The sequence below is a fragment of the Acinetobacter halotolerans genome (assembly GCF_004208515.1).
Taxonomy (GTDB): domain Bacteria; phylum Pseudomonadota; class Gammaproteobacteria; order Pseudomonadales; family Moraxellaceae; genus Acinetobacter; species Acinetobacter halotolerans.
The window spans coordinates 97,229-119,460 of the sequence record NZ_SGIM01000002.1 but is presented as its reverse complement, the minus strand read 5'-3'; the positions used below and the strand labels follow the sequence as shown (position 1 = coordinate 119,460).

Here is a 22,232-nt window from a genome sequence, read left to right as displayed (position 1 = left end):
AACCCAAAGAGAACTTTGGGTTTTTTTTACAGTTTTATTTACTCTTTGGGAGCATCGTCTGTTTGATCAAAAATAGGCATTTCTGAAGTCTCTGTCTCAGTGACTTGAACCTCTTCTAAAACATCCAACTCTTCATCATCTTCTACTTCAACAGCTTCAATCGAAACCACACCAACCAAGGTTTCAGCTTCGCTTAAACGAATCAGGCGAACACCTTGAGCATTTCGACCTGTAGTAGCAACCTCTGATGCGCGGGTACGAACTAAAGTACCACCATCAGAAATCAACATCAGCTCTTTACTCTCATCAATCGAAACAGCACCCACTAGTTCGCCATTACGTTCAGAGGTTTTGATCGCGATTACACCCTTACCACCACGTTTCTTGGTTGGGAAATCACCTACTGGAGTACGCTTACCATAACCATTGGCACATGCACACAGTACTTCACCTGTTTCTGGAACAACTACAAGCGACACAATGCGACTGATCACATTTAATTCTGCTACATCATCGCCATCATCTGATTCATCATTTTCAATGATGTCGGTCTCTTCAACTTCCAGCACGCTACTTGCAAAGCTGACGCGCATACCACGTACACCCTTCGCAGTACGTCCCATCGCACGAACATCGGTTTCAGCAAAACGGATTGCTTTACCTTCGTTCGAGAACAACATAATTTGCTGCTTGCCATCAGTGATTGCAACACCGATTAAGGTATCTTCTTCATTGAGTTCAATTGCACGCAAACCATTTGAACGGACATTACTAAACTGTACCAGCTCGACACGTTTTACCGTACCAGATGCTGTAGCCATAAAGACATAATGGTTTTCAGGGAAATCTTTGAGTGGCAAAATTGCAGTCACTGTTTCATTTGCATCAAGTGGCAACAAATTCACAATTGGGCGACCTTTAGCACCACGCGATGCCTGAGGTACTTCAAATACTCTTAAGCGATAAACTTTACCCACATTGGTGAAACACAATACCGTGGCATGGTTTGAAGCAACAATTAAATGCTGGATGATGTCATCATCTTTCATAGAAGTTGCTGACTTACCACGACCACCACGACGCTGCGCTTGATAATCAGAAAGTGGTTGAGTTTTCGCATAGCCTGTTTGAGAAACAGTAAGAACGACTTGTTCTTCTGGAATCAAATCTTCACGACAGAAATCAACCCCAGACTCAATAATCTCTGTACGGCGTCCATCACCATACTGTTGGATGATTAAAGCAAGCTCTTCACGAATTAAGTTCATCAACAAATTAAAGTCATTAAGAATTGCTGTTAATTCAGCAATTTGCCCTAAGATTTCAGTATATTCTGCATGTAGCTTGTCTTGCTCTAAACCCGTTAAACGATGTAGGCGTAATTCTAAAATTGCAGAAACTTGTGTTGGTGATAAACGATAGATGTCACCTGACAAACCAAATGGACGAGCAGGATCTTCACCTTCAATCTCATCTGGACGAACAGAAATTGCACCCGCTTTTTCCAATAAAGCAACGACGCCACCGCCTGACCACTCACCCGATTGTAAACGCTCACGCGCTTCAGCTGGGTTTGCAGATGTCTTAATGGTCTCAATGATCTTGTCAATATTGGCTAAAGCAACCGTTAAACCTTCTAAGATATGTCCACGTTCACGTGCTTTACGCAATTCGAACATAGTACGACGAGTCACCACTTCTTGGCGGTGACGAATAAACGCCGCAATGATCTCTTTTAGGTTCATCAATTTTGGTTGACCATTATCTAGACAAACCATATTGATACTGAACGAGTTTTGAAGTTGAGTATGCAAGAATAAATTGTTTACAACAATTTCTGCATTTTCACCGCGCTTCAAATCAATCGCGATACGCATACCGTCTTTATCAGACTCGTCACGAAGCTCAGAAATACCTTCTAATTTCTTTTCTTTTACCAGTTCAGCAATACGCTCAATCGTTTTTGCTTTATTGACTTGATAAGGAATTTCAGTAAAGACAATTGTCGTTCGACCTGATTTTTGATCTTCTTCGAAGTGATATTTACCACGAATATGTAAACGACCTTTACCCGTACGATATGCATCAACGATGCCTGCTTTACCGTAAATAATACCGCCTGTAGGGAAATCCGGACCCGTGATATGCTCCATCAATCCTTCAACAGAAATGTTTGGATTATTTGCATAAGCCAAACAAGCATTGACCACCTCAGTCATGTTGTGTGGCGCCATATTGGTCGCCATACCCACCGCAATACCTGTGGTTCCATTAATCAATAGATTTGGAATACGCGTTGGCATTACTTGAGGAATACGTTCAGAGCCGTCGTAGTTATCTTCCCAATCGACTGTATCTTTTTCTAAATCAGCCAAAATTTCATGGGTCAACTTCTGCATACGGACTTCGGTATAACGCATTGCTGCCGCGCTATCCCCATCTACAGAACCGAAGTTACCTTGACCATCAACCAGCATGTAACGCAAGCTAAAGTCCTGCGCCATACGAACAATTGTTTCGTATACAGCACTGTCACCGTGAGGGTGATATTTACCAATCACATCCCCGACAACACGAGCAGACTTTTTGTATGATTTGTTATAATCATTGCCCAATTCATGCATTGCAAACAATACACGACGATGAACAGGTTTAAGACCGTCTCTTACATCTGGTAACGCACGAGATACAATTACGCTCATCGCGTAATCTAGATATGAATGCTTGAGTTCGTCCTCAATGGCAATCGGTCTGATTTCCGATACGCTCATGCATACTCCTTTCTACGAGAAAAATCTCGCACTTATATGTCTCAAAACTCGCTAAAAAATCGACTCAGAAAAACCAAATCGACATCAAAAATTCAGTCGATCAGTATAACATATTAGAGACTAAATTTGTGTGCCACTTACGATCTATAACCATGATTCTTTGTATTTATTTCAATCAATTCCATAAACTTTTTGCATAAAAAAACCTCTTAAAAAATAAGAGGTGTTTAATGGTATTCATGCATGTCATGCTATCAAGCGATTCAACAATTTAAGCTAACGTTTTCAAAGCAAATAAATCGAAAACAACTTCAATGTAGCCTGTTATTAAACTGCTTGATTTTCTACTTCACTCGTTGACTGGGTATGCTTATCTCGATTCATTATTGGTAGTGCCACCAAAAACAAGCCAAAAATCACAAGAAATTCGTATAACTCTTCGACTAAATCTTGATAACGTGAATCATGCAAAAACACACTCGCAATAATACGGTGATGTTCAACCGCATCAGAAACAATTAGACCAAAGACAGCGAGCAAGAACCCCCAAATCGGGATTGATGCATATTGAAACTTAGCTAAGATCTCTTGCCACAATGTTTTTGAAAAGAGCATGAACGTCACAGATCCAATCAATAACACAGATATTGCACGAAAATATGGTTTGGGTACATCAGGAAAATAATCACGGCCCCAACTGGTGCTTCGTCCGAACAGTAGCACCCACCACAATATTGCCCACAGCCAAAAAATCTTTTTACCACGTGACAACGTTAAAGGACGCATATAGAAATAACTAAACACGGCAAAAAACAGCAAGAATATTGCCTGCACATTTTCAACTTGACGAACAAAATGCTCTTGAAATATTGGCACATGAAAATCTGCCAAGAGTGGTATAAAACAAGATAAAACAAAGAGGATGACAACAGGCCACGTAAGACGAGTATCTAGCTGCAAAAACTCAACTCCAAACCAAAAATATGGGTAGTACCAAAAAGCGGCATATAATAGCACAATACGGATTTTGTATCCGCCTCTTTATCTTCCGCTTGTCCATATTTACAAAGACACTATTTCAATCATTTTTTTCTGAAAGCTAATGTAAAAAAAACGCTCCTTTCGGAGCGTTTTTTTTACACTTAATTCAAAAAGAATTAAAGTTTAGATACCAATTCTGGCACAACAGTATTTAAGTCGCCCACTAACCAATAGTCAGCAACGCTGTTGATCGGTGCTTCTTCGTCTTTGTTGATTGCAACAATAACTTTAGAATCTTTCATACCAGCTAAATGCTGAATCGCACCAGAGATACCGATTGCCATATAAAGATCAGGCGCAACGATTTTACCAGTTTGACCCACTTGGAAGTCGTTTGGTACGAAACCAGCATCAACCGCAGCACGTGAAGCACCTTGTGCAGCACCTAACTTATCAGCTAATGGATCAAGTACTTTATGGTAGTTCTCACCAGAACCTACACCACGACCACCAGAAACAACGATACGTGCAGCTGTTAATTCTGGACGATCAAGTTTCACGATTTCTTCGTTTACAAACTTAGAAATACCAGCATCTTTTGCATCACTTACCGCTTCAACAGCAGCAGAACCACCTTCAGCAGCAACTGCATCAAACGCTGTACCACGAACTGTACCAACGATGATTGCTTCATCAGATTGAACAGTTGCGATTGCATTACCTGCATAAATTGGGCGCTTGAATGTATTTGCAGAATCAACAGCAATGATGTCTGTGATCATGCTTACATCAAGAAGTGCAGCAACACGTGGAAGTAAGTTTTTACCCGTCGTTGTAGAAGCTGCTAATACGTATTTGTAACCGCCTTTCGCGATGTCAGCAACTAAGCCAGCAACGTTTTCAGCCAATTGGTTTGCATACGCAGCATTATCAGCAAGCAACACTTTGCTCACACCAGCAACTTTAGCAGCAGCATCAGCAGCTGCTTGAGCGCCTGAACCTGCTACTAATACAGTAATATCACCACCGATTTTTTGAGCTGCCGCAACAACGTTTAAAGTTGCACCGTTAAGTGTCTGGTTGTTGTGATCAGCGATAACTAAAATACTCATGATTTTATCCTTCTGTATTAGATCACTTTCGCTTCATTTTTCAATTTTTCTACAAGCTCATCTACAGACTTCACTTGTACGCCAGCTTTACGTTCAGCAGGTGCTTCAACTTTAATTGTTTTAAGTTTAGTACCAGTCGCAACGCCATAATCAGCAGGTGACTTAACATCAAGCGGCTTCTTACGAGCTTTCATAATGTTTGGAAGCGCAGCATAACGTGGCTCATTCAAACGTAAATCAGTCGTGATGATTGCAGGAAGACCAAGCTCAACAGTTTGTAAACCACCGTCGATTTCACGCGTAACTTGAACTTTACCGCCATCAACTTTAACTTCAGATGCGAAAGTACCTTGACCCGCACCAAGTAAAGCACCAAGCATTTGACCTACTTGGTTAGAGTCATCATCGATTGCTTGCTTACCTAGAAGAATAAGTTCTGGTTTTTCAGCATCAACAACGCCTTTTAAGATTTTAGCAACTTCTAAAGCACCGACTTCATCAGCAGTTTCAACTAAAATACCGCGGTCAGCACCTAAAGCCATTGCAGAACGAATTTGTTCTTGCGCGTCTTTAGAACCCACTGAAACAACAACGATTTCTGAAACCGTTCCTTTTTCTTTTAAGCGAACCGCTTCTTCCACTGCGATTTCACAGAATGGGTTAATTGACATCTTAACGTTGGTAAGGTCAACCCCACTATTGTCCGGTTTAACACGAACTTTAACGTTGGCATCAACCACACGTTTTACAGCAACAAGAGCCTTCATGTAATCCTCGGCTGTTCTAAACAAGTAAATGTAGTAAAGAGCATTCTAACTCTTCGATCGAAACTTTTTAGGTGCCCTATCTTGCAATGTATTTGGCATTTTGGTCAAGTCACAATTTCCGCTACGACTAGAAAAAAGATGAAATGCCCAGTTCACTAATTTAAATTCCCAATCCAGATCATAAATTTCAACATCACCTAACATCAATATTAAACTTTGATTTTTCTAATAATTTAAAAAATTCAACAACCTAAAACACGTATTTTCTTTCAAACACCCCTGATCTGTAAACGACCATTACCAGTGCACTTGATTATTGCAACTATTTTGCAAAAACTTGGCAATAAAGTAAGAACACCAATTAAACAAACTTTCATGACAAAGTTGAAAGTAGTCGGCTATTAAACACTCAATTTTGCAACATAATATATCATTTCAAGCCTATTTAGCTTGGCGTTAACAGTCAAAATCACCATTTAAACATCGGTAATGGACTCCAAGGTTTTTGCACTAAGCGCTTTATACCCAAATAAATCAATGTTTTGTGAAACCCAAAATTTGGAAACTGTTTGGTTAATTTTTTAAACTGGTTCACTGGGATATTTGAACGTAATAAACCTAATGAAAAATCTGCATAATCGGCCTGTCTAAAATATTCAACCAGTGGATATTCCGAAAATTCTGCTTTAGTTAACTTATGATGTTCTGTAATCATCAAGGCGATTTCTTTTTCCCAATCTAACAAATCATTTGTAATAAGGTATTGTTGCATTTGATCTACTGATGGGGAGAGATAATCAATCGTTTTTGCAGTCCAAATACCGATATCATGAAAAGCAGCAGCAATCGCTATTTTATAAATTGTCTCGCTTCCGTTATCTTGGCATAAAGTCAAACAACATGCTGCAACACGCTTACAATGATTGAGATAACCTTGATAATCTAACTGAATAACAGTCTTGTATTCCTGTAAGATCGTTTCAATCCAAGTGCTACATTGTATAAAAGCATCATCATCTAGAGATAATGAAAATTGTTGTTTAATATTCATTTTTCTGTGCTCTTGGGTGGGCTTGGTCATATACTTTTGCGAGTTGATCAAAGTCCACATGCGTATAGATTTGGGTCGTTGAAAGATTGCTATGCCCTAACATTTCTTGTACAGAGCGTAAATCCCCACTGGCAGAGAGCATATGACTGGCAAAACAATGTCTCAATAAATGTGGGTGTAAATCAACATCTACTCCCGCTCTTTGTGCTTGCAGCTTCACCCTATTTTCAATTTGTCGCGGCTTTAATGTCTGCCCACGCTGAGTAATAAATACAGCTGAATCTGCGGTGAATTCACCCACCCAAATCCGATAGATTTTAAACCATTCGATCAGACTTTCTTTGGCTTTACGTCCAAAAGGGACAATACGTGTTTTATTACCTTTACCAGTGATACGCAATAACTGTCGATTGAAATCAATATCTTTAATGGTCAAACCCTGCAATTCAGCCAAACGTAAACCACTAGAATAGAGCAGTTCCAATATCGCTTTATCCCGCAACCATAATTGTTGATCAAGCGGTTTTTCAGGCGCCGCTTGGTCTAATATTTGATTGACAGTTTCAATATCAATCAAACCTGGTAAAGGTCGAGATTGGCGTTTTAATTTAAAATCTTCTGATGGGTTTTGTGCTAAATATTGCCCCTGTTCCGCCCATTTCATAAATTGACGGATGGAAGTCAGATGCCGTTGCAAACTACTTGAGCTAAGTTGATCTCGTTCCACTCGCTCAGCTAAATACTGTCTAAGGTCAGAAGCCTCAACATCTTGTAATTGGAGTTGTTTGTGCTCACAAAATAGAAAAAAATCGGTTAAATCACGCCTATAAGCTGTAATAGTATGTTCAGACTGATTTTGAATCATCCGTTCTTTTAACCACATGGAAAGCAGTTTTGCTGGGGTTTCCAAATAGCTCTCCATATTATTGAATTCATCATGTCTACAGTCTAACAATTTTTTTACGCTGATGTATTAGGGTTGTAATACAATAAATTTCAAGTTTTAGAACGTGCTTTCTCATAATGACAACAATTTTAATCCCTTATCTGATCGCAATCACACTGCTTACGATCACCCCCGGCCTAGACACGACCTTGATTATTCGTACTGCAACACTCGAAGGAAAATTAAAAGCATTTCAAGCCGCTTTAGGGATTAATTTAGGTTGTATTGCTTGGGGTGTAATCGTCGCTTGTGGTTTAGGGGCGTTGTTGATGACCTCCGATCTAGCCTTTGATGTTTTAAAATGGATCGGTGCCGCTTATCTCACATGGCTTGGACTCAATATGATCTTCAAACCTAGAGCAGAACTTGCAAGTACAGCGAATTCTGGATCGAATCAAAATTGGTTTATCAAAGGTTTTTTCGGAAATTTGCTCAATCCCAAAGTCGGTATTTTTTATATTTCATTCCTTCCTCAATTTATTCCACATTCAGCCTCACCAATTGCGTGGACAATGGGATTGGTCATGATTCATGTGATCATCGGATTTATTTGGTCCGTTTTTTTAATTTTGGCCATGCAATCTGTTGCGCATTATTTAAAGCAACCGAAATTTATTCGCAACATGGATCGAATCACCGGCAGTATTTTTATTTTATTTGCACTGAAACTCGCATTCAGCAAACGTTAAAACTACAAAATTCTGTTTAGGTAGTTGTTGATGTGTTCAGCAACAATTTGTGCATGTGTATGCGCAAACTGGTGATCACCACCCTTAATGACATGTAATTCAGCATGTGAAAAACACTGACTTAGATATTCTCCGACAGTAGGTGGACTCAAAGGATCTTGGTCTCCCCACAACAACAATACGTCATTTTTGATTAAACCCAATTCAGCTTCAAAATTGATATTGGCGGTCACAAACCAATCTGGATATTGTAAATAATGCTGACGATATCCTTCTCTCCAATCTTGTACATCAAAAGGATCCAGTGAAATTCCACCAGATGTCGCAACCAAAACTAATCCTTTTACCAGTTCAGGTTTTGTTAATGCCGCAGCCACAGCAAAAATGCCACCCATTGATTGAGCGACGATTATACATTCTTGTTGTATTTGCCCAACGACATAGTTAATGAGTTCATCAAAACTTGTTAATTCATGATTCGCTTCAACACTACCAAACCCCGGATAACCTATAATTTCTTTCGCATATGTGCTTGGCAATAAGTCACGAACAGGCTGCCAAAAGCTCAAATCGCCAGAAGCACCAGGTAAAAAGATAATTTTATTCATAAGCAATTTTTTGTCTGAACCTAAAACAAAAGAGCACCATCATCTGGTGCTCTTTTTTAGTTAACCTTGAAAATATCTTAAATCTAATCGTGCATCATAAACATGTGTGGTTGGACCTGTCATCCAAACCACATCTCCTTCACGCCATGCGATATGCAACTTCCCACCCGCAAGCTGAACCTCAACTTCACTGGCAAGTAAACCACGACGCATACCACTCACAGCCGCAGCACACGCCCCTGTTCCGCACGCTAAAGTTTCACCTACTCCACGCTCAAACACACGTAAGCGCACGTGTTTTTCATCCAAGATTTGCATAAACCCTGCATTAACACGTTGCGGAAAGCGAACATGAGATTCGACTTGTGGGCCAATCCCTGCAACATCAGCAGTCAGCACATCAGGAACAATCGTAACGGCATGCGGATTGCCCATATTGACCACATCAATGTTAATGCTTTTATCATTGGCTAAGCCAAGTGCATAAAGACCTTCAGCATCTTCATGTGCATCGGTTAAAAATGGGATTTCTTGTGGTAGAAATTTAGGATAGCCCATATTCACACGAACTAAACCATTTGCACCCAGCTCAGGCTCAACAATACCCGCTTTGGTCTGCACACGGATTTTGGTTTTCGTGGTTAAACGACGTTCATGTACAAAGCGTGCAAAACAACGTACACCATTACCACACTGTTCCACTTCAGAACCATCGGCATTGAAGATACGATACTTAAAATCCACATCTGGAAAATCAGGTGGCTCAACAATCAAAAGTTGATCAAAACCCACACCAAAATGACGATCTGCTAAACGTTGGATCGTCACGGTATCTAAATAAGCGCGCTGGGTAATCAGGTCAACAACCATAAAGTCATTGCCCAGACCATGCATTTTGGTGAATTCTAAATACATCCCGATTTACTCCTGAGGCAACAAATGCTCTTTTTCCCAGAGTGATTCTATTGTTTCACGTTCACGAATTAAATAGGCTTGATCACCATTGACCATAACTTCAGCAGCACGACCACGCGTATTGTAGTTTGAGCTCATTACAAAACCGTATGCGCCAGCACCTAATACCGCTAATACATCATTTTCCTGCAATGCCAAATCACGCTCTTTACCTAGAAAATCGCCTGTTTCACAAATGGCACCAACTAAATCCCAAGTTTTAGTTTCAACATCAGCATTTGGGTTGACCGACTGAATATCCATCCATGCTTCATACAAAGCTGGGCGAATTAAATCATTCATTGCCGCATCAATGATGGCAAAATTGCGATGATTGGTTGGTTTAAGTAAATCAACTTTAGTCAGTAATGCACCAGCATTGGCTGAAATACTACGACCTGGTTCCATATAAACTTTTAAACCGAGCTTTTCTAAAGCAGGTCGAAGTGCATTGGCATATTCTGCAACAGTAGGCGGTATTTCATCTTTATAACAAACACCCAAACCACCACCAATATCAATATGTTTTAGGGTGATACCTAGGCTTTTCAACTGCTCGATCATCAACATCACACGATCAAGTGCATCAACAAAAGGCTTGGTCTCAGTCAACTGAGAACCAATATGACAGTCAATCCCCACGATCTCTAAGTTCGGAAGTGATGCCGCATATTGATAAGTTTCATTTACAGTATCGCTAGGAATACCAAACTTATTTTCTTTCAAGCCCGTTGAAATATAGGGATGAGTTTTAGCATCAACATCAGGATTGACACGTAAAGAAATCGGCGCTTTTTTCCCTAACTTGGCTGCAACTTTTTGAATACGATCAAGTTCGGCATAGGATTCCACATTGAAACAAGCGATACCCACATTTAAGGCTTTTTCAATATCTGCTTCAGATTTCCCTAAACCAGAGAATACAATTTTTGATGGTTCGCCACCTGCAGCCAGCACACGGGCTAACTCACCGCCCGTCACGATATCAAAACCAGCGCCAAGTTTTGCCAAGACATTTAGAACAGCGATATTTGAGTTTGACTTCACCGCAAAACAGATTTGATGATCAATAAAATCAAAAGCACGGTGCATATCTAAATAATGCTTTTCCAAAGTTGCTTTTGAATAAACATACAAAGGCGTGCCAAATTGCTGTGCGAGCTGATCTAATGAACATTGCTCAGCATGCAATACTCCATTAATGCGCGTGAAACTCATGAAAATGTCCTTGTTTACAAACTTAAGGTGACGTTGGTTGTGATTCAGTCGTTGATAATGTTGCTTGGCTTTCCGCTTTCACTTCATCTACATTTACGTCAGATGATGCTTTGGCTGTAGACACTTCATTTTTATAAAGCAGGTATTTTGCACGCTTATCATGATTTGGATCAGAAGGAAGTTGCAATGCACCCGACTGACCGCATGCGGTTAATACAACACAACTCAGCAACACACTGATAGAACAAATGACTGGACGCATCTGAGCACCTAACTTTTACAATTCGCAGCAGTATAGCGTGATCAATCGATAGGCTAAAGTCTAAACATAAAAAAACAGCCACAAGGGCTGTTTTTTTATGTTGGGCGATACTTCACTAGAGAAAACTAGATCACTTTTTTTGTTCTTGTTCTTTCTTTAAACGATCTTCCCAGAATGTTGCATTACGGATTCCAAGTTTGACTGGATCAAAGGTAAACTTGGTCACGCCTGCTTTTTGTTGTTGCTCGTAATCGTTGAGTGCCTTGATGGTTGGTTTCCAAATGAAATAGGTCATGATAATACCAATGATATTAATCCATGCCATTAAACCAACACCAATATCACCGATCCCCCAAATATAACCTGTCGCGCTAATCACACCATAAATTACAGCTGAAAGAATAAAGCATTTGGTCAGGAACATTAATGAAGGTGTTTTAGTGATATAGCTCAGATAAGTAATATTGGTTTCAGCAATATAGTAATAGGCAATAATTGTAGTGAAAGCAAAGAAGAAAACTGCAAGTGCGACAAAGATTTGACCAAAACCACCAAAGACCGTATTTACTGCCATTTGAGTAAATGCTGGTGAACCAATTTCAACAGAAGCACCGACATTTTGCACAATAAACTGACCTGCTTCTAAAGTACCTTGAACGTTATACATTCCCGTAATCAAGATCATGAAAGCGGTCGCAGAACAAACGAATAAGGTATCAACATAGACAGAAAAAGATTGGACTAAACCTTGTTGTGCTGGATGTTGAACTTCAGCTGCTGCTGCTGCATGAGGACCTGTACCTTGGCCTGCTTCATTTGAGTAAACACCACGTTTTACCCCCCAACCAATCGCAGCACCGATACCCGCCATTGGTGAAAAAGCATCTGCAAAAATCATTTTTATCACACCCGGAAGTTCCTGAATGTTCATAAAAATGATCACCAGCGCCATGATAATGTAGCCAAGCGCCATAAATGGTACAACAAACTGAGCAAATCGAGCGATACGTTTAATACCACCGAAAATAATGACAGATAATAACGTGACAATGATAACAAGTGCCAACAACTTATAAGCACCGACATTGCCAAAAACAATAGCACCATCACCTGTAATTTGAGTAAATGCATTTCCAACCGCATTCGCTTGAATACCCGGCAAGAACAAACCACAGGAAATGATTGCAGCAATCGCAAAGAGAACACCTAACCAACGTTGCCCTAAGCCTTTATCAAAATAAAATGCAGGTCCACCACGATACTGACCTTGGTATTCAACTTTATAGATTTGACCTAAAGTTGATTCGACATATGCTGTACTAGCACCTAAAAATGCAACCACCCACATCCAAAATACAGCACCAGGACCGCCAAAACCGATTGCTGCTGCTACCCCAGCAATGTTACCCACACCAACACGACCAGAAAGTGAAACTGATAACGCTTGAAATGATGAAATACCCTGCGATGAGGATGTTCCTTTAATTAATAGTCGCCCCATCTCTTTGAGTTGTCGTACTTGAACAAACCGCGTAAGAATAGAGAAAAATAAACCTGCACCTAAACATAAGTAGATTAGCGCGGGGCTCCAGATAATGCCATTTACCCAATTAACAATTTCTGCTGCACTCATATATATCAACCTTTTTTATATAAATTGAAAATATAACAACTGTTAAATTTTCATTTGCTTGAGCAACAGCAATATCTATGCCAATCAACCGTAGTTTCTTGACAAGAATTGAACAATTGCTCAAAACCGTCCATGGAAAAAGTGAACTGAACAAGTATATTAACTCAAAAACACACTGTATCTTACTTGTAAAAGTCTTATATCATGTTATTTTGCTGAGCACTTCCCTTTAACCAGTGAGTTACGAAAACGTCGTTTCTCTTCATCCTTATTAAGAGAAACATGATCAACGCACTGTTTTCGTAATTACTTTACTTTTTAACTAATTTACAGAAAATTTTCAATTTTAATATGGCAAAAATTAAAACTATTTACCGTTGTGAACAATGTGGCACAGATCACCCCAAATGGGCTGGGCAATGTACTGAATGCGGTGAATGGAATAGTCTCACTGAAGTCCGTATAGAACCGAGTGTCACTCATCGTGGTCAACCCAAAATGGGCGGCGGATATTCAGGTCAAGCAGCAAGTATTACCACCTTAAACCAAGTCTCTGTTTCCAATGAAACACGTCTAGCCACCGGTGTGAGTGAGTTTGACCGTGTTTTAGGTGGAGGTCTAGTCACAGGTTCAGTGGTTCTGATTGGTGGCGACCCTGGAATTGGAAAATCCACCATTTTGCTACAAACTGCAACACATATGGCCAGCAAAAAAAGTTCTGCCCTGTATGTCACAGGCGAAGAATCACTTTCTCAAGTTGCATTACGGGCACAGCGTTTAGATTTACCCACCGATCAGCTCAAAGTTATGGCTGAAACCTGCGTTGAACGGATATGTGAAGTTTTAGCTCAAGTGCGCCCTGCTGTTGCTATTTTAGACTCCATTCAAACCCTATATACCGAAACCTTGCAATCTGCACCCGGCGGCGTCTCGCAAATTCGTGAGTCAGCTGCACTTCTTACCCGTTTTGCTAAAAATAGTGGCACTGCTTTATTCCTAGTCGGCCATGTGACCAAAGAAGGTGCGCTGGCTGGCCCGCGTGTTTTAGAACACATGGTTGATTGCGTGCTCTATTTTGAAGGTCAATCTGACTCACGTTACCGTATGATTCGTGCAGTGAAGAACCGTTTTGGTGCAGTCAATGAACTTGGGGTCTTTGCCATGACAGATAAAGGTCTACGTGAAGTCGCCAATCCATCGGCAATTTTCCTCAGCCGTTATGATGAAGCCATCCCTGGTTCAATTGTAATGATCAGCCGTGAAGGAACTCGTCCTCTATTAGTTGAAGTGCAAGCATTAGTTGACGATGCCCATGGACAGCCACGTCGTGTGGCTCTCGGTTTGGAACAAAACCGTTTGAATATGCTACTGGCGGTTATGCACCGACACGGAGGAGTACAAACCGCTGGTCAAGATGTTTATATCAATGTGGTCGGAGGATTAAAAATCACCGAGACAGGTTCTGACCTTGCGGTTCTACTCGCCTGCGCATCCAGCTTACGCGGTAAAGCTTTACCTCAACAATTGGCTGTATTTGGTGAAGTTGGGCTATCTGGCGAAATCCGCCCCGTTCCAAATGGTCAAGAACGCCTAAAAGAAGCAGCTAAACATGGTTTTAAATATGTGATTTTGCCTCGTGGCAACGCACCACAAAAACCAATTGAAGGTATCCAAGTGATTGCAGTTGCCCGATTACATGAAGCCTTGACTGAAGCGATGCAACTTAGTGATGAATTGTAATAAAAAATATGCTTTTCTAGTTGAAATTCACGGCAAATGCCTGCATAAATACACTTACTAATTGGAACTAAATAGGGATTTTCGATGCAAGTACACCAGCGTGGCTTGATGGCCGCTTTATTAATGGCAACCTTGGTTGCTGCACCACTCGCAGAAGCGAAACGTGCAGGCGGCGGAAAGAGTCATGGTATGAGCAGATCTAACTCATCTAGCCAGTCTTATCAACAACCTCGCCAAGCGACTCCACCAGCACAACAACAAGCCGCTCCGACTGCTGCACCTCAAAAAGCAGGTCCTGGTGTCGGTGGTATGGTTGCCGCAGGTGTTGCTGGCGCAGCATTAGGTGCCGTTGCAGCAAACGCAATGGCAGATGATAAAGATCCATCTCAAACAGAACAACAAGCTGTTGCAGCCGAGGAGGAGAAACAAGGGCTTCCTAGTTGGATTTGGGTTCTACTTGCAGCAGCCGCCGCCTTCTTTGTGTTCCGCAGATTAGGCGCAAAAAAAAAATTAGCAGCAGATAATCCGTACGCTCCGAACAATAGCGGTCGAAATAACTTTAGCCGCCAAACAACATCGCAACCAACTGCTCGCCAAACAGGTGACAACACCAATATCTTTGGTCAATCAGTTGGTGGCGGTGCTGCGACTCAAGCACCGTTCGGTAATGCTCCAACTCAAGCACCATTTGGTAGTGCTTCGACCAGTAATGGTAATCAACTACCAGATGGTACCGAACCAGCTGCATTTTTACGTACTGCCCGTCAACGCTTCAATCACATCCAATCAGTAAACAACGCAAATAATATCCAAGAAATCCGTCGTTATTTGTCACCTGAGCTTTACAGCTCAATGTATAGCGACATTATGGCCAACCAAGATCAAGACGTTGCTGAATTTAGCAATCTCAATGCCATGGTAGTCGAAAGTTCAACTGAGAATGGACAATATGTTGTCAGCGTTCGTTTTACAGGTACTGTGAGTGAAGACTTAAACAGCTTGCCACAACCATTTACCGAGATTTGGCACTTTGTTAAACCTGCTGGCTCACAACAAGATTGGGTTGTTGCAGGTATTCAACAAGCCTAAACGATTTCATCAAATTCAAAGGAGCTGTTTCGACAGCTCCTTTTTTATTACCCGTAAATCCTATATCCATCTACATAGACGTTTATTAAGCTTTTTCTTTTTAAGCATCTTTGATCTGAAAACCAACTTACAATACGCCGTCCCTATTCAACTAACGGATGCAATCTCAATTACGATGTGCAGACATTATCGACATACACGATACTTCGAAGATTACCGTCAGGCATATTTTCAGAGTGGACAGCCCTCAAGCATTAGAACGAAGTAGTGATCAGATACAGATCACAGCTGAGACCTTTCACGGCTAGGCATAGACATCTTTCATGGAACCAACTTCGACAAATGATCACTCAGAAATTCACAGACATAAAAAAAGCCTTGCCGAAGCAAAGCCTTTAATATCTATTAATATCTATTTTCAGATTGAATCGTTAAATCAAGAAACAAACTGCAAGAATAACCAGTACAAGCCGCCAGATAAACAGATCGTTGCTGGTAAAGTGAATACCCATGCAGATAAAATCGTTCTCACCGTAGCGAAGTTCAAGCCTGACTTATTCGCAACCATCGTACCCGCAACCGCACTGTTTAAGACATGCGTCGTTGAAACTGGCATACCAAAACCATCAGCCGCAGCAATAGTACTCATCGCAACAAGCTCAGCAGACATCCCCTGACCATAGGTCATGTGATTCTTACCAATACGCTCACCCACAGTAATAACAATACGTTTCCAGCCCACCATCGTACCGAGACCAAGCGCAAGAGCGACTGCTACTTTTACCCAAGTCGGGATGTACTGTAAAAATGAATCCATATTGCTACGATATTCTTTTACAACTTTTTTCTGTTCGTCAGTCATCACTGGTAATGCTTCAGCTTTGTCTAAACGTTTAAATGCTGTCGTACTCAAGTACATGTCATTTCGCAACTCAGCCACACCCTCTTCAGGAATGCTTTTGAGATCACCATAAGCTGCAACTTTTTCACCTAAATGATTGGTCATACTTGCCAATGCAGGTACAACTTCAGGCGTTTGTTCTTTGGTTTGAATATACGTGGTCAGCACTTCACGCGCTTTTTCATCAGAAAAATCTTGTCGATCAACATTTAGAACTAAAGCCGTTTGAGAAGACAATTGTTCAAATGATTGTAGATGTTTTTCATCTAAATTTTTATTTAATGAATATGCCAATGGAACCAAACCAATCAAGATCAACATGATTAAGCCCATGCCCTTTTGACCATCATTTGAACCGTGAGCAAAACTAACCCCAGTACAAGTAAAAATCAAAATACCGCGAATTAACGGTGGTGGTGGCTTATTGCCAACAGGCGGCTGGAATAACTCCATTTGGTTTTTAAATATCTTCTTAACCAACAAGAATAGAACCGCAGCGAAAGCGAAACCAATCATTGGCGAGAACAGTAAAGCCTTACCAACTTTAAGCACTTGATCCATGTCAATGCCACTGGTCGCACCAGTTGAAGCATTGAGCAAGTGGTTCATAATCCCCACGCCCAAAATTGAGCCAATCAAAGTGTGCGAGCTAGAAGCAGGAATACCGAGAAACCATGTTCCAAGATTCCACATAATCGCTGCAATCAGCAATGCAAATACCATCGCAAAGCCTGCACCACTGCCCACATTCATAATCATTTCAACAGGAAGCAATGCAATAATACCGTATGCAACTGCCCCACTCGCGACCATAACCCCTAAGAAGTTACAGAAGCCCGCCCACATCACCGCTACAGGTGCAGGAAGCGCATTGGTATAAATGACCGTCGCTACAGCATTGGCAGTATCATGGAAACCATTTACAAACTCAAAAGCCAAAGCAATAAAAAGAGCCGTTGATAATAAAATGACAGAATATAAACTTAAGGCAGGAACATGCGCTAAGTCAGCACTGACCTGAAAACCGATATAAATTAGTGTTGCAACAATAATCGTCAAAAACACCGGCATAAAAAATTTCGGTGTTGGTACATGTACATTCGTTGATTTTGCCGCTGGGTTGGCAAGTGGTGAATCCGAAGCAGGGGGAAGATTAGAATTCATGTAGACGGACAGAGGATAATGAAATCCCCCGTATTGTTTAATTAAATTATGACAATTATATGACAAAGGAATGCCATATAAAGCCAAAATTTCATATTTTCACACTGATTTTCGATACTTTTTGGCGATAAATCCACCTTTGTATTATTAAAATATTAACAAAAACAACATCTTAATCAAACAAAAATCAGTTCAAAACTGTTTGTCTGATTTTGCAACAAATGCTACGAAAGTTGACATCTTATTGTCACATTTCAGGGCACTTGTTTTATTTTTAGACATTATTCCGTTTAATTATTTCAATTTAATGAAACTTCGATGACATTTTTAATGTGAACTGACAGATCATCACTCTGCTGTACTGAAAATACACGCATTGATACGGCTTCTGTTACAATGCCACTGCTTTTTATCTTCATTTTATACTGGGGTTCCTTATGTCCACACTTGCCACCCTAAAATCACTTCTCGCCCAGCGCATCCTGATCATTGATGGTGCGATGGGAACTATGATTCAACGCCATAAATTAGAAGAAGAAGATTATCGTGGGGAACGTTTTGCAGACTGGGCATCGGACCTTAAAGGTAATAACGATTTATTGGTTCTAACACAACCACAAATTATTCAAAGCATTCATGAAGCGTATTTGGATGCTGGTGCAGATATTATCGAAACCAACAGCTTCAATGGTACTCGCGTCTCAATGTCCGATTATCACATGGAGGATTTGGTTCCTGAGATCAACCGTGAAGCAGCGCGTTTGGCGCGAGCTGCATGTGATAAATATTCAACGCCAGATAAACCACGCTTTGTTGCAGGTGTATTGGGTCCAACATCACGCACTTGTTCAATTTCACCAAATGTAAATGATCCTGCATTTCGTAACATTACTTTCGATGAACTCAAAGAAAATTATATAGAAGCAGCTCATGCACTCATTGAAGGTGGTTCGGACATTCTTCTGATCGAAACCGTATTTGATACTTTAAACTGTAAGGCAGCAATCTTTGCGGTCAAAGAAGTCTTCAAGCAAATCGGGCGTGAACTGCCATTGATGATTTCAGGCACGATTACCGATGCTTCTGGTCGTACCTTAACAGGTCAAACTGCCGAAGCGTTCTGGAACTCTGTCCGTCACGGCGACTTACTTTCTATCGGCTTTAACTGTGCTTTGGGTGCAGACGCAATGCGCCCGCATGTCAAAACTATTGCCGATATTGCAGATACCTTTGTTTCAGCACATCCCAATGCTGGCTTGCCAAATGCGTTTGGTGAATATGATGAAACACCTGAACAAACGGCTGAATTCATCAAAGAATTTGCTGAAAGTGGTTTGATCAATATCACAGGCGGATGCTGTGGGACTACACCAGATCATATTCGCGCCATTTATAATGCCGTAAAAGATATTAAACCACGACAAATACCTGAAACCGTTCCTGCCTGTCGTTTAAGTGGTTTAGAGCCATTTAACATTTATGATGACTCACTCTTTGTGAATGTCGGTGAACGTACCAACGTCACAGGTTCTAAAAAATTCCTGCGTTTAATTCGTGAAGAAAACTTTGCCGAAGCCTTAGAAGTTGCTCAGCAACAAGTGGTGGCAGGTGCACAAATCATCGATATTAATATGGATGAAGGGATGCTCGATTCGCAAAATGCGATGGTGCATTTCCTGAATCTTGTGGCATCTGAGCCTGATATTTCTCGTGTACCGATCATGATTGACTCATCAAAATGGGAAATCATCGAAGCGGGTTTGAAATGTGTGCAAGGCAAACCTGTCGTCAACTCGATTTCCTTAAAAGAAGGTTATGATGAGTTTGTCGAGAAAGCTCGATTATGCCGCCAGTATGGTGCTGCAGTTATTGTCATGGCCTTTGACGAAGCTGGTCAGGCGGATACCGCTGCGCGTAAACGCGAAATCTGTAAACGCTCTTATGATATTTTGGTCAATGAAGTCGGCTACCCTGCTGAAGATATTATTTTTGACCCGAACGTCTTTGCAATCGCGACAGGTATTGAAGAACACAACAACTATGCTGTGGACTTTATCGAAGCAACGGGTTGGATCAAACAGAACTTACCTCATGCGATGATTTCAGGTGGGGTCTCTAACGTATCATTCTCATTCCGCGGAAATGAGCCTGTCCGAGAAGCGATTCACTCAGTGTTCCTATACTATGCCATCAAACAAGGCATGACCATGGGGATCGTCAATGCTGGGCAAATGGCCATTTATGATGATATTGACCCTGAGCTCAAAGCAGCAGTTGAAGATGTTGTTCTGAATCAAAATCAAGATGAATCAGGGCAAGTTGCCACAGAAAAGTTGCTTGAAGTTGCTGAAAAATACCGCGGTCAAGGCGGTGCACAACGTGAAGCGGAAAACCTAGAGTGGCGTAATCAATCTGTAGAAAAGCGTCTTGAATATGCCCTTGTTAAAGGCATCACCACCTATATTGATGAAGATACAGAAGAAGCGCGTTTAAAAGCAAAACGTCCACTTGATGTAATTGAAGGCGCATTGATGGATGGTATGAACGTCGTCGGTGATCTATTTGGTTCGGGCAAAATGTTCCTACCCCAAGTGGTCAAATCTGCGCGTGTGATGAAGCAAGCCGTAGCTTGGTTGAACCCTTACATTGAGGCTGCAAAAACAAATAGCCAACCTAAAGGTAAGGTTCTAATGGCAACCGTCAAAGGCGACGTTCATGATATTGGTAAAAATATCGTGGGTGTGGTGCTCGGTTGTAACGGTTACGACATCGTTGACCTTGGTGTCATGGTTCCTTGTGAAAAAATCCTGCAAACTGCAATTGATGAGAAATGTGACATCATCGGTTTGTCGGGTTTGATTACCCCGTCACTCGATGAAATGGTTTTTGTTGCCAAAGAAATGCAACGCAAAGGCTTTAATATTCCGCTATTGATTGGTGGTGCGACTACCTCTAAAGCACATACCGCAGTAAAAATTGATCCACAATATTCAAATGATGCGGTGATTTATGTTGCCGATGCATCGCGTGCGGTGGGTGTTGCAACTACCCTACTTTCACCTGAAATGCGTGGCAGTTTTATCGCAGAACAACGTGCTGAATATGCCAAAATTCGTGAACGCTTAGCCAATAAGCAACCAAAAGCGGCAAAACTGAGCTACCCAGAATCTGTTAAAAATGGCTTTAAGGTCGATAAAGACTATGTGCCGCCGATTCCAAACACATTGGGCACACACGTTCTCACCAACTATCCACTTGCAACCTTGGTGGAGTATTTTGACTGGACACCATTCTTTATTTCTTGGAGTTTGGCAGGCAAATTCCCGAAAATTTTACAAGATGAAGTTGTCGGTGAAGCAGCAACAGATCTATATAACCAAGCACAAGCGATGTTAAAAGACGTGATCGACAACAAACTGTTCGATGCACGTGCCGTGTTTGGTTTATACCCTGCGCAACGTACTGGTGCGGATACGGTCAGTGTATTTGATGAAACAGCTCAACAGCTCACGCATACTTTTGAACACGTACGCCAACAATCTGACAAAGTCACAGGTAAACCAAATCTGTCTTTAGCTGACTTTATTAAACAATCTGAGCAGCCAGAAGATTATTTAGGTGGTTTTACCGTGTCGATCTTCGGTGCGGAAGAATTGGCAAATGAATATAAAGCCAAAGGTGATGACTATTCTGCGATTTTAATTCAGTCTTTGGCAGATCGTTTTGCAGAAGCATTTGCAGAGCATTTACATCAGCGTGTCCGTAAAGAGTTTTGGGGCTATAAAGCCGATGAGACTTTGGACAATGATGAACTGATCAAAGAAAAGTATGTCGGTATACGTCCCGCACCGGGTTATCCTGCGTGCCCTGAGCATTCTGAAAAAGCAGTGCTATTTGATTGGTTAGGTTCGGAAGAAAAAATCGGTACGAAACTGACTGAACACTTTGCCATGATGCCACCTTCTTCTGTCAGTGGTTTCTACTATTCGCATCCTGAAAGTGAATACTTTAACGTCGGCAAGATCTCTCAAGATCAGCTTGAGGATTATGCGAAGCGTAAAGGTTGGACACTGGATGAAGCGAAGCGTTGGTTAGCACCGAATTTAGATGATTCGATTGGTTAATCTAGAGTTCTTATAATCTCCCTTGCGAAGCAGTGCTTCTCACCTCCTTTAAAAAAAAGAAGGGTATGTCATGTGATTTAATAAAATTACATGACTGCTCCTCCCTTTTTTAAAGGGAGTTTGGGAGGGGTTTATAAAACTTCAAAAAGATTTACTTTATATATTGAGGTAGACTAAATTTCCAAAAAAAATTAATAATAATGTATAATTTATATTCGTGCA

The 22,232-nt window shown here is 41.1% G+C and carries 16 protein-coding genes; 4 read left to right on the top strand and 12 right to left on the bottom strand.

Annotated features, from left to right (window positions below; all coding sequences use genetic code 11):
* Positions 1-38 precede the first annotated feature (38 nt).
* From gyrA to xerA, 6 genes are all read right to left on the bottom strand, one after another.
* The gene (gene gyrA, locus EXE30_RS02615; protein WP_130161074.1) at positions 39-2,771 is read right to left on the bottom strand and encodes a DNA gyrase subunit A; all 2,733 of its coding nucleotides are present in this window, start codon (positions 2,769-2,771) and stop codon (positions 39-41) included.
* A 327-nt stretch (positions 2,772-3,098) separates the two neighbouring features.
* Positions 3,099-3,731 carry a hypothetical protein gene (locus EXE30_RS02610; RefSeq protein ID WP_130161073.1) on the bottom strand — a complete coding sequence of 211 codons (633 nt, stop codon included), beginning with the start codon at positions 3,729-3,731 and terminating at the stop codon, positions 3,099-3,101.
* Between the two features lie 197 nt (positions 3,732-3,928).
* Positions 3,929-4,864: an FAD-binding protein gene (locus EXE30_RS02605; protein ID WP_121928501.1), complete on the bottom strand. Its 936-nt coding sequence runs from the start codon at positions 4,862-4,864 to the stop codon at positions 3,929-3,931.
* A gap of 17 nt (positions 4,865-4,881) precedes the next feature.
* Positions 4,882-5,631 carry an electron transfer flavoprotein subunit beta/FixA family protein gene (locus EXE30_RS02600; protein WP_130161072.1) on the bottom strand — a complete coding sequence of 250 codons (750 nt, stop codon included), beginning with the start codon at positions 5,629-5,631 and terminating at the stop codon, positions 4,882-4,884.
* 469 nt (positions 5,632-6,100) lie between these two features.
* Positions 6,101-6,682 (bottom strand): HD domain-containing protein, encoded by a 582-nt coding sequence (locus EXE30_RS02595; RefSeq protein ID WP_130161071.1) that lies wholly within the window; start codon positions 6,680-6,682, stop codon positions 6,101-6,103.
* On the bottom strand, positions 6,672-7,565 hold the full coding sequence (gene xerA, locus EXE30_RS02590; protein WP_165382362.1) for a site-specific tyrosine recombinase/integron integrase: 894 nt from the start codon (positions 7,563-7,565) through the stop codon (positions 6,672-6,674). Before xerA ends, EXE30_RS02595 begins: the two co-directional genes overlap by 11 nt.
* A gap of 140 nt (positions 7,566-7,705) precedes the next feature.
* Between xerA and EXE30_RS02585 the strand changes: the two genes are divergently transcribed.
* Positions 7,706-8,317, top strand: coding sequence for a LysE family translocator (locus EXE30_RS02585; RefSeq protein ID WP_130161069.1), 612 nt, complete (start codon positions 7,706-7,708; stop codon positions 8,315-8,317).
* 2 nt (positions 8,318-8,319) lie between these two features.
* On the opposite strand, the gene EXE30_RS02580 is transcribed toward EXE30_RS02585, so the two are convergent.
* From EXE30_RS02580 to EXE30_RS02560, 5 genes are all read right to left on the bottom strand, one after another.
* Positions 8,320-8,925: an alpha/beta fold hydrolase gene (locus tag EXE30_RS02580; RefSeq protein ID WP_130161068.1), complete on the bottom strand. Its 606-nt coding sequence runs from the start codon at positions 8,923-8,925 to the stop codon at positions 8,320-8,322.
* 60 nt (positions 8,926-8,985) lie between these two features.
* Positions 8,986-9,840, bottom strand: coding sequence for a diaminopimelate epimerase (dapF, locus tag EXE30_RS02575; protein WP_121928505.1), 855 nt, complete (start codon positions 9,838-9,840; stop codon positions 8,986-8,988).
* A 6-nt stretch (positions 9,841-9,846) separates the two neighbouring features.
* Positions 9,847-11,097, bottom strand: a complete 1,251-nt coding sequence (gene lysA / locus EXE30_RS02570) for a diaminopimelate decarboxylase (RefSeq protein WP_130161067.1) — start codon at positions 11,095-11,097, stop codon at positions 9,847-9,849.
* A gap of 22 nt (positions 11,098-11,119) precedes the next feature.
* Positions 11,120-11,359, bottom strand: coding sequence for an LPS translocon maturation chaperone LptM (gene lptM / locus EXE30_RS02565; protein ID WP_130161066.1), 240 nt, complete (start codon positions 11,357-11,359; stop codon positions 11,120-11,122).
* Between the two features lie 130 nt (positions 11,360-11,489).
* On the bottom strand, positions 11,490-12,992 hold the full coding sequence (locus EXE30_RS02560) for an alanine/glycine:cation symporter family protein (RefSeq protein ID WP_130161065.1): 1,503 nt from the start codon (positions 12,990-12,992) through the stop codon (positions 11,490-11,492).
* A 351-nt stretch (positions 12,993-13,343) separates the two neighbouring features.
* Here EXE30_RS02560 and radA point away from each other — a divergent pair, with 351 nt between their 5' ends.
* Positions 13,344-14,732, top strand: a complete 1,389-nt coding sequence (gene radA / locus EXE30_RS02555) for a DNA repair protein RadA (RefSeq protein ID WP_130161064.1) — start codon at positions 13,344-13,346, stop codon at positions 14,730-14,732.
* 84 nt (positions 14,733-14,816) lie between these two features.
* A complete protein-coding gene (locus tag EXE30_RS02550; RefSeq protein ID WP_130161063.1) occupies positions 14,817-15,821 on the top strand; it encodes a Tim44 domain-containing protein in 1,005 nt (334 codons plus the stop codon).
* A 436-nt stretch (positions 15,822-16,257) separates the two neighbouring features.
* Here the strand turns inward: EXE30_RS02550 and EXE30_RS02545 are convergent, their stop codons facing one another.
* Positions 16,258-17,886, bottom strand: a complete 1,629-nt coding sequence (locus EXE30_RS02545; RefSeq protein ID WP_121928511.1) for an inorganic phosphate transporter — start codon at positions 17,884-17,886, stop codon at positions 16,258-16,260.
* Between the two features lie 437 nt (positions 17,887-18,323).
* Between EXE30_RS02545 and metH the strand changes: the two genes are divergently transcribed.
* Positions 18,324-22,010: a methionine synthase gene (metH, locus tag EXE30_RS02535; protein WP_130161062.1), complete on the top strand. Its 3,687-nt coding sequence runs from the start codon at positions 18,324-18,326 to the stop codon at positions 22,008-22,010.
* Positions 22,011-22,232: the final 222 nt, after the last annotated feature.

Coding starts and splice junctions, on each gene's coding strand:
- EXE30_RS02545 (WP_121928511.1), bottom strand. CDS start 17,886: ATGAATTCTAATCTTCCCCCTGCTTCGGATTCACCACTTGCCAACCCA.
- EXE30_RS02585 (WP_130161069.1), top strand. CDS start 7,706: ATGACAACAATTTTAATCCCTTATCTGATCGCAATCACACTGCTTACG.
- dapF (WP_121928505.1), bottom strand. CDS start 9,840: ATGTATTTAGAATTCACCAAAATGCATGGTCTGGGCAATGACTTTATG.
- xerA (WP_165382362.1), bottom strand. CDS start 7,565: ATGTGGTTAAAAGAACGGATGATTCAAAATCAGTCTGAACATACTATT.
- EXE30_RS02605 (WP_121928501.1), bottom strand. CDS start 4,864: ATGAGTATTTTAGTTATCGCTGATCACAACAACCAGACACTTAACGGT.
- metH (WP_130161062.1), top strand. CDS start 18,324: ATGTCCACACTTGCCACCCTAAAATCACTTCTCGCCCAGCGCATCCTG.
- EXE30_RS02595 (WP_130161071.1), bottom strand. CDS start 6,682: ATGAATATTAAACAACAATTTTCATTATCTCTAGATGATGATGCTTTT.
- EXE30_RS02550 (WP_130161063.1), top strand. CDS start 14,817: ATGCAAGTACACCAGCGTGGCTTGATGGCCGCTTTATTAATGGCAACC.
- radA (WP_130161064.1), top strand. CDS start 13,344: ATGGCAAAAATTAAAACTATTTACCGTTGTGAACAATGTGGCACAGAT.
- gyrA (WP_130161074.1), bottom strand. CDS start 2,771: ATGAGCGTATCGGAAATCAGACCGATTGCCATTGAGGACGAACTCAAG.
- EXE30_RS02560 (WP_130161065.1), bottom strand. CDS start 12,992: ATGAGTGCAGCAGAAATTGTTAATTGGGTAAATGGCATTATCTGGAGC.
- lptM (WP_130161066.1), bottom strand. CDS start 11,359: ATGCGTCCAGTCATTTGTTCTATCAGTGTGTTGCTGAGTTGTGTTGTA.
- lysA (WP_130161067.1), bottom strand. CDS start 11,097: ATGAGTTTCACGCGCATTAATGGAGTATTGCATGCTGAGCAATGTTCA.
- EXE30_RS02580 (WP_130161068.1), bottom strand. CDS start 8,925: ATGAATAAAATTATCTTTTTACCTGGTGCTTCTGGCGATTTGAGCTTT.
- EXE30_RS02600 (WP_130161072.1), bottom strand. CDS start 5,631: ATGAAGGCTCTTGTTGCTGTAAAACGTGTGGTTGATGCCAACGTTAAA.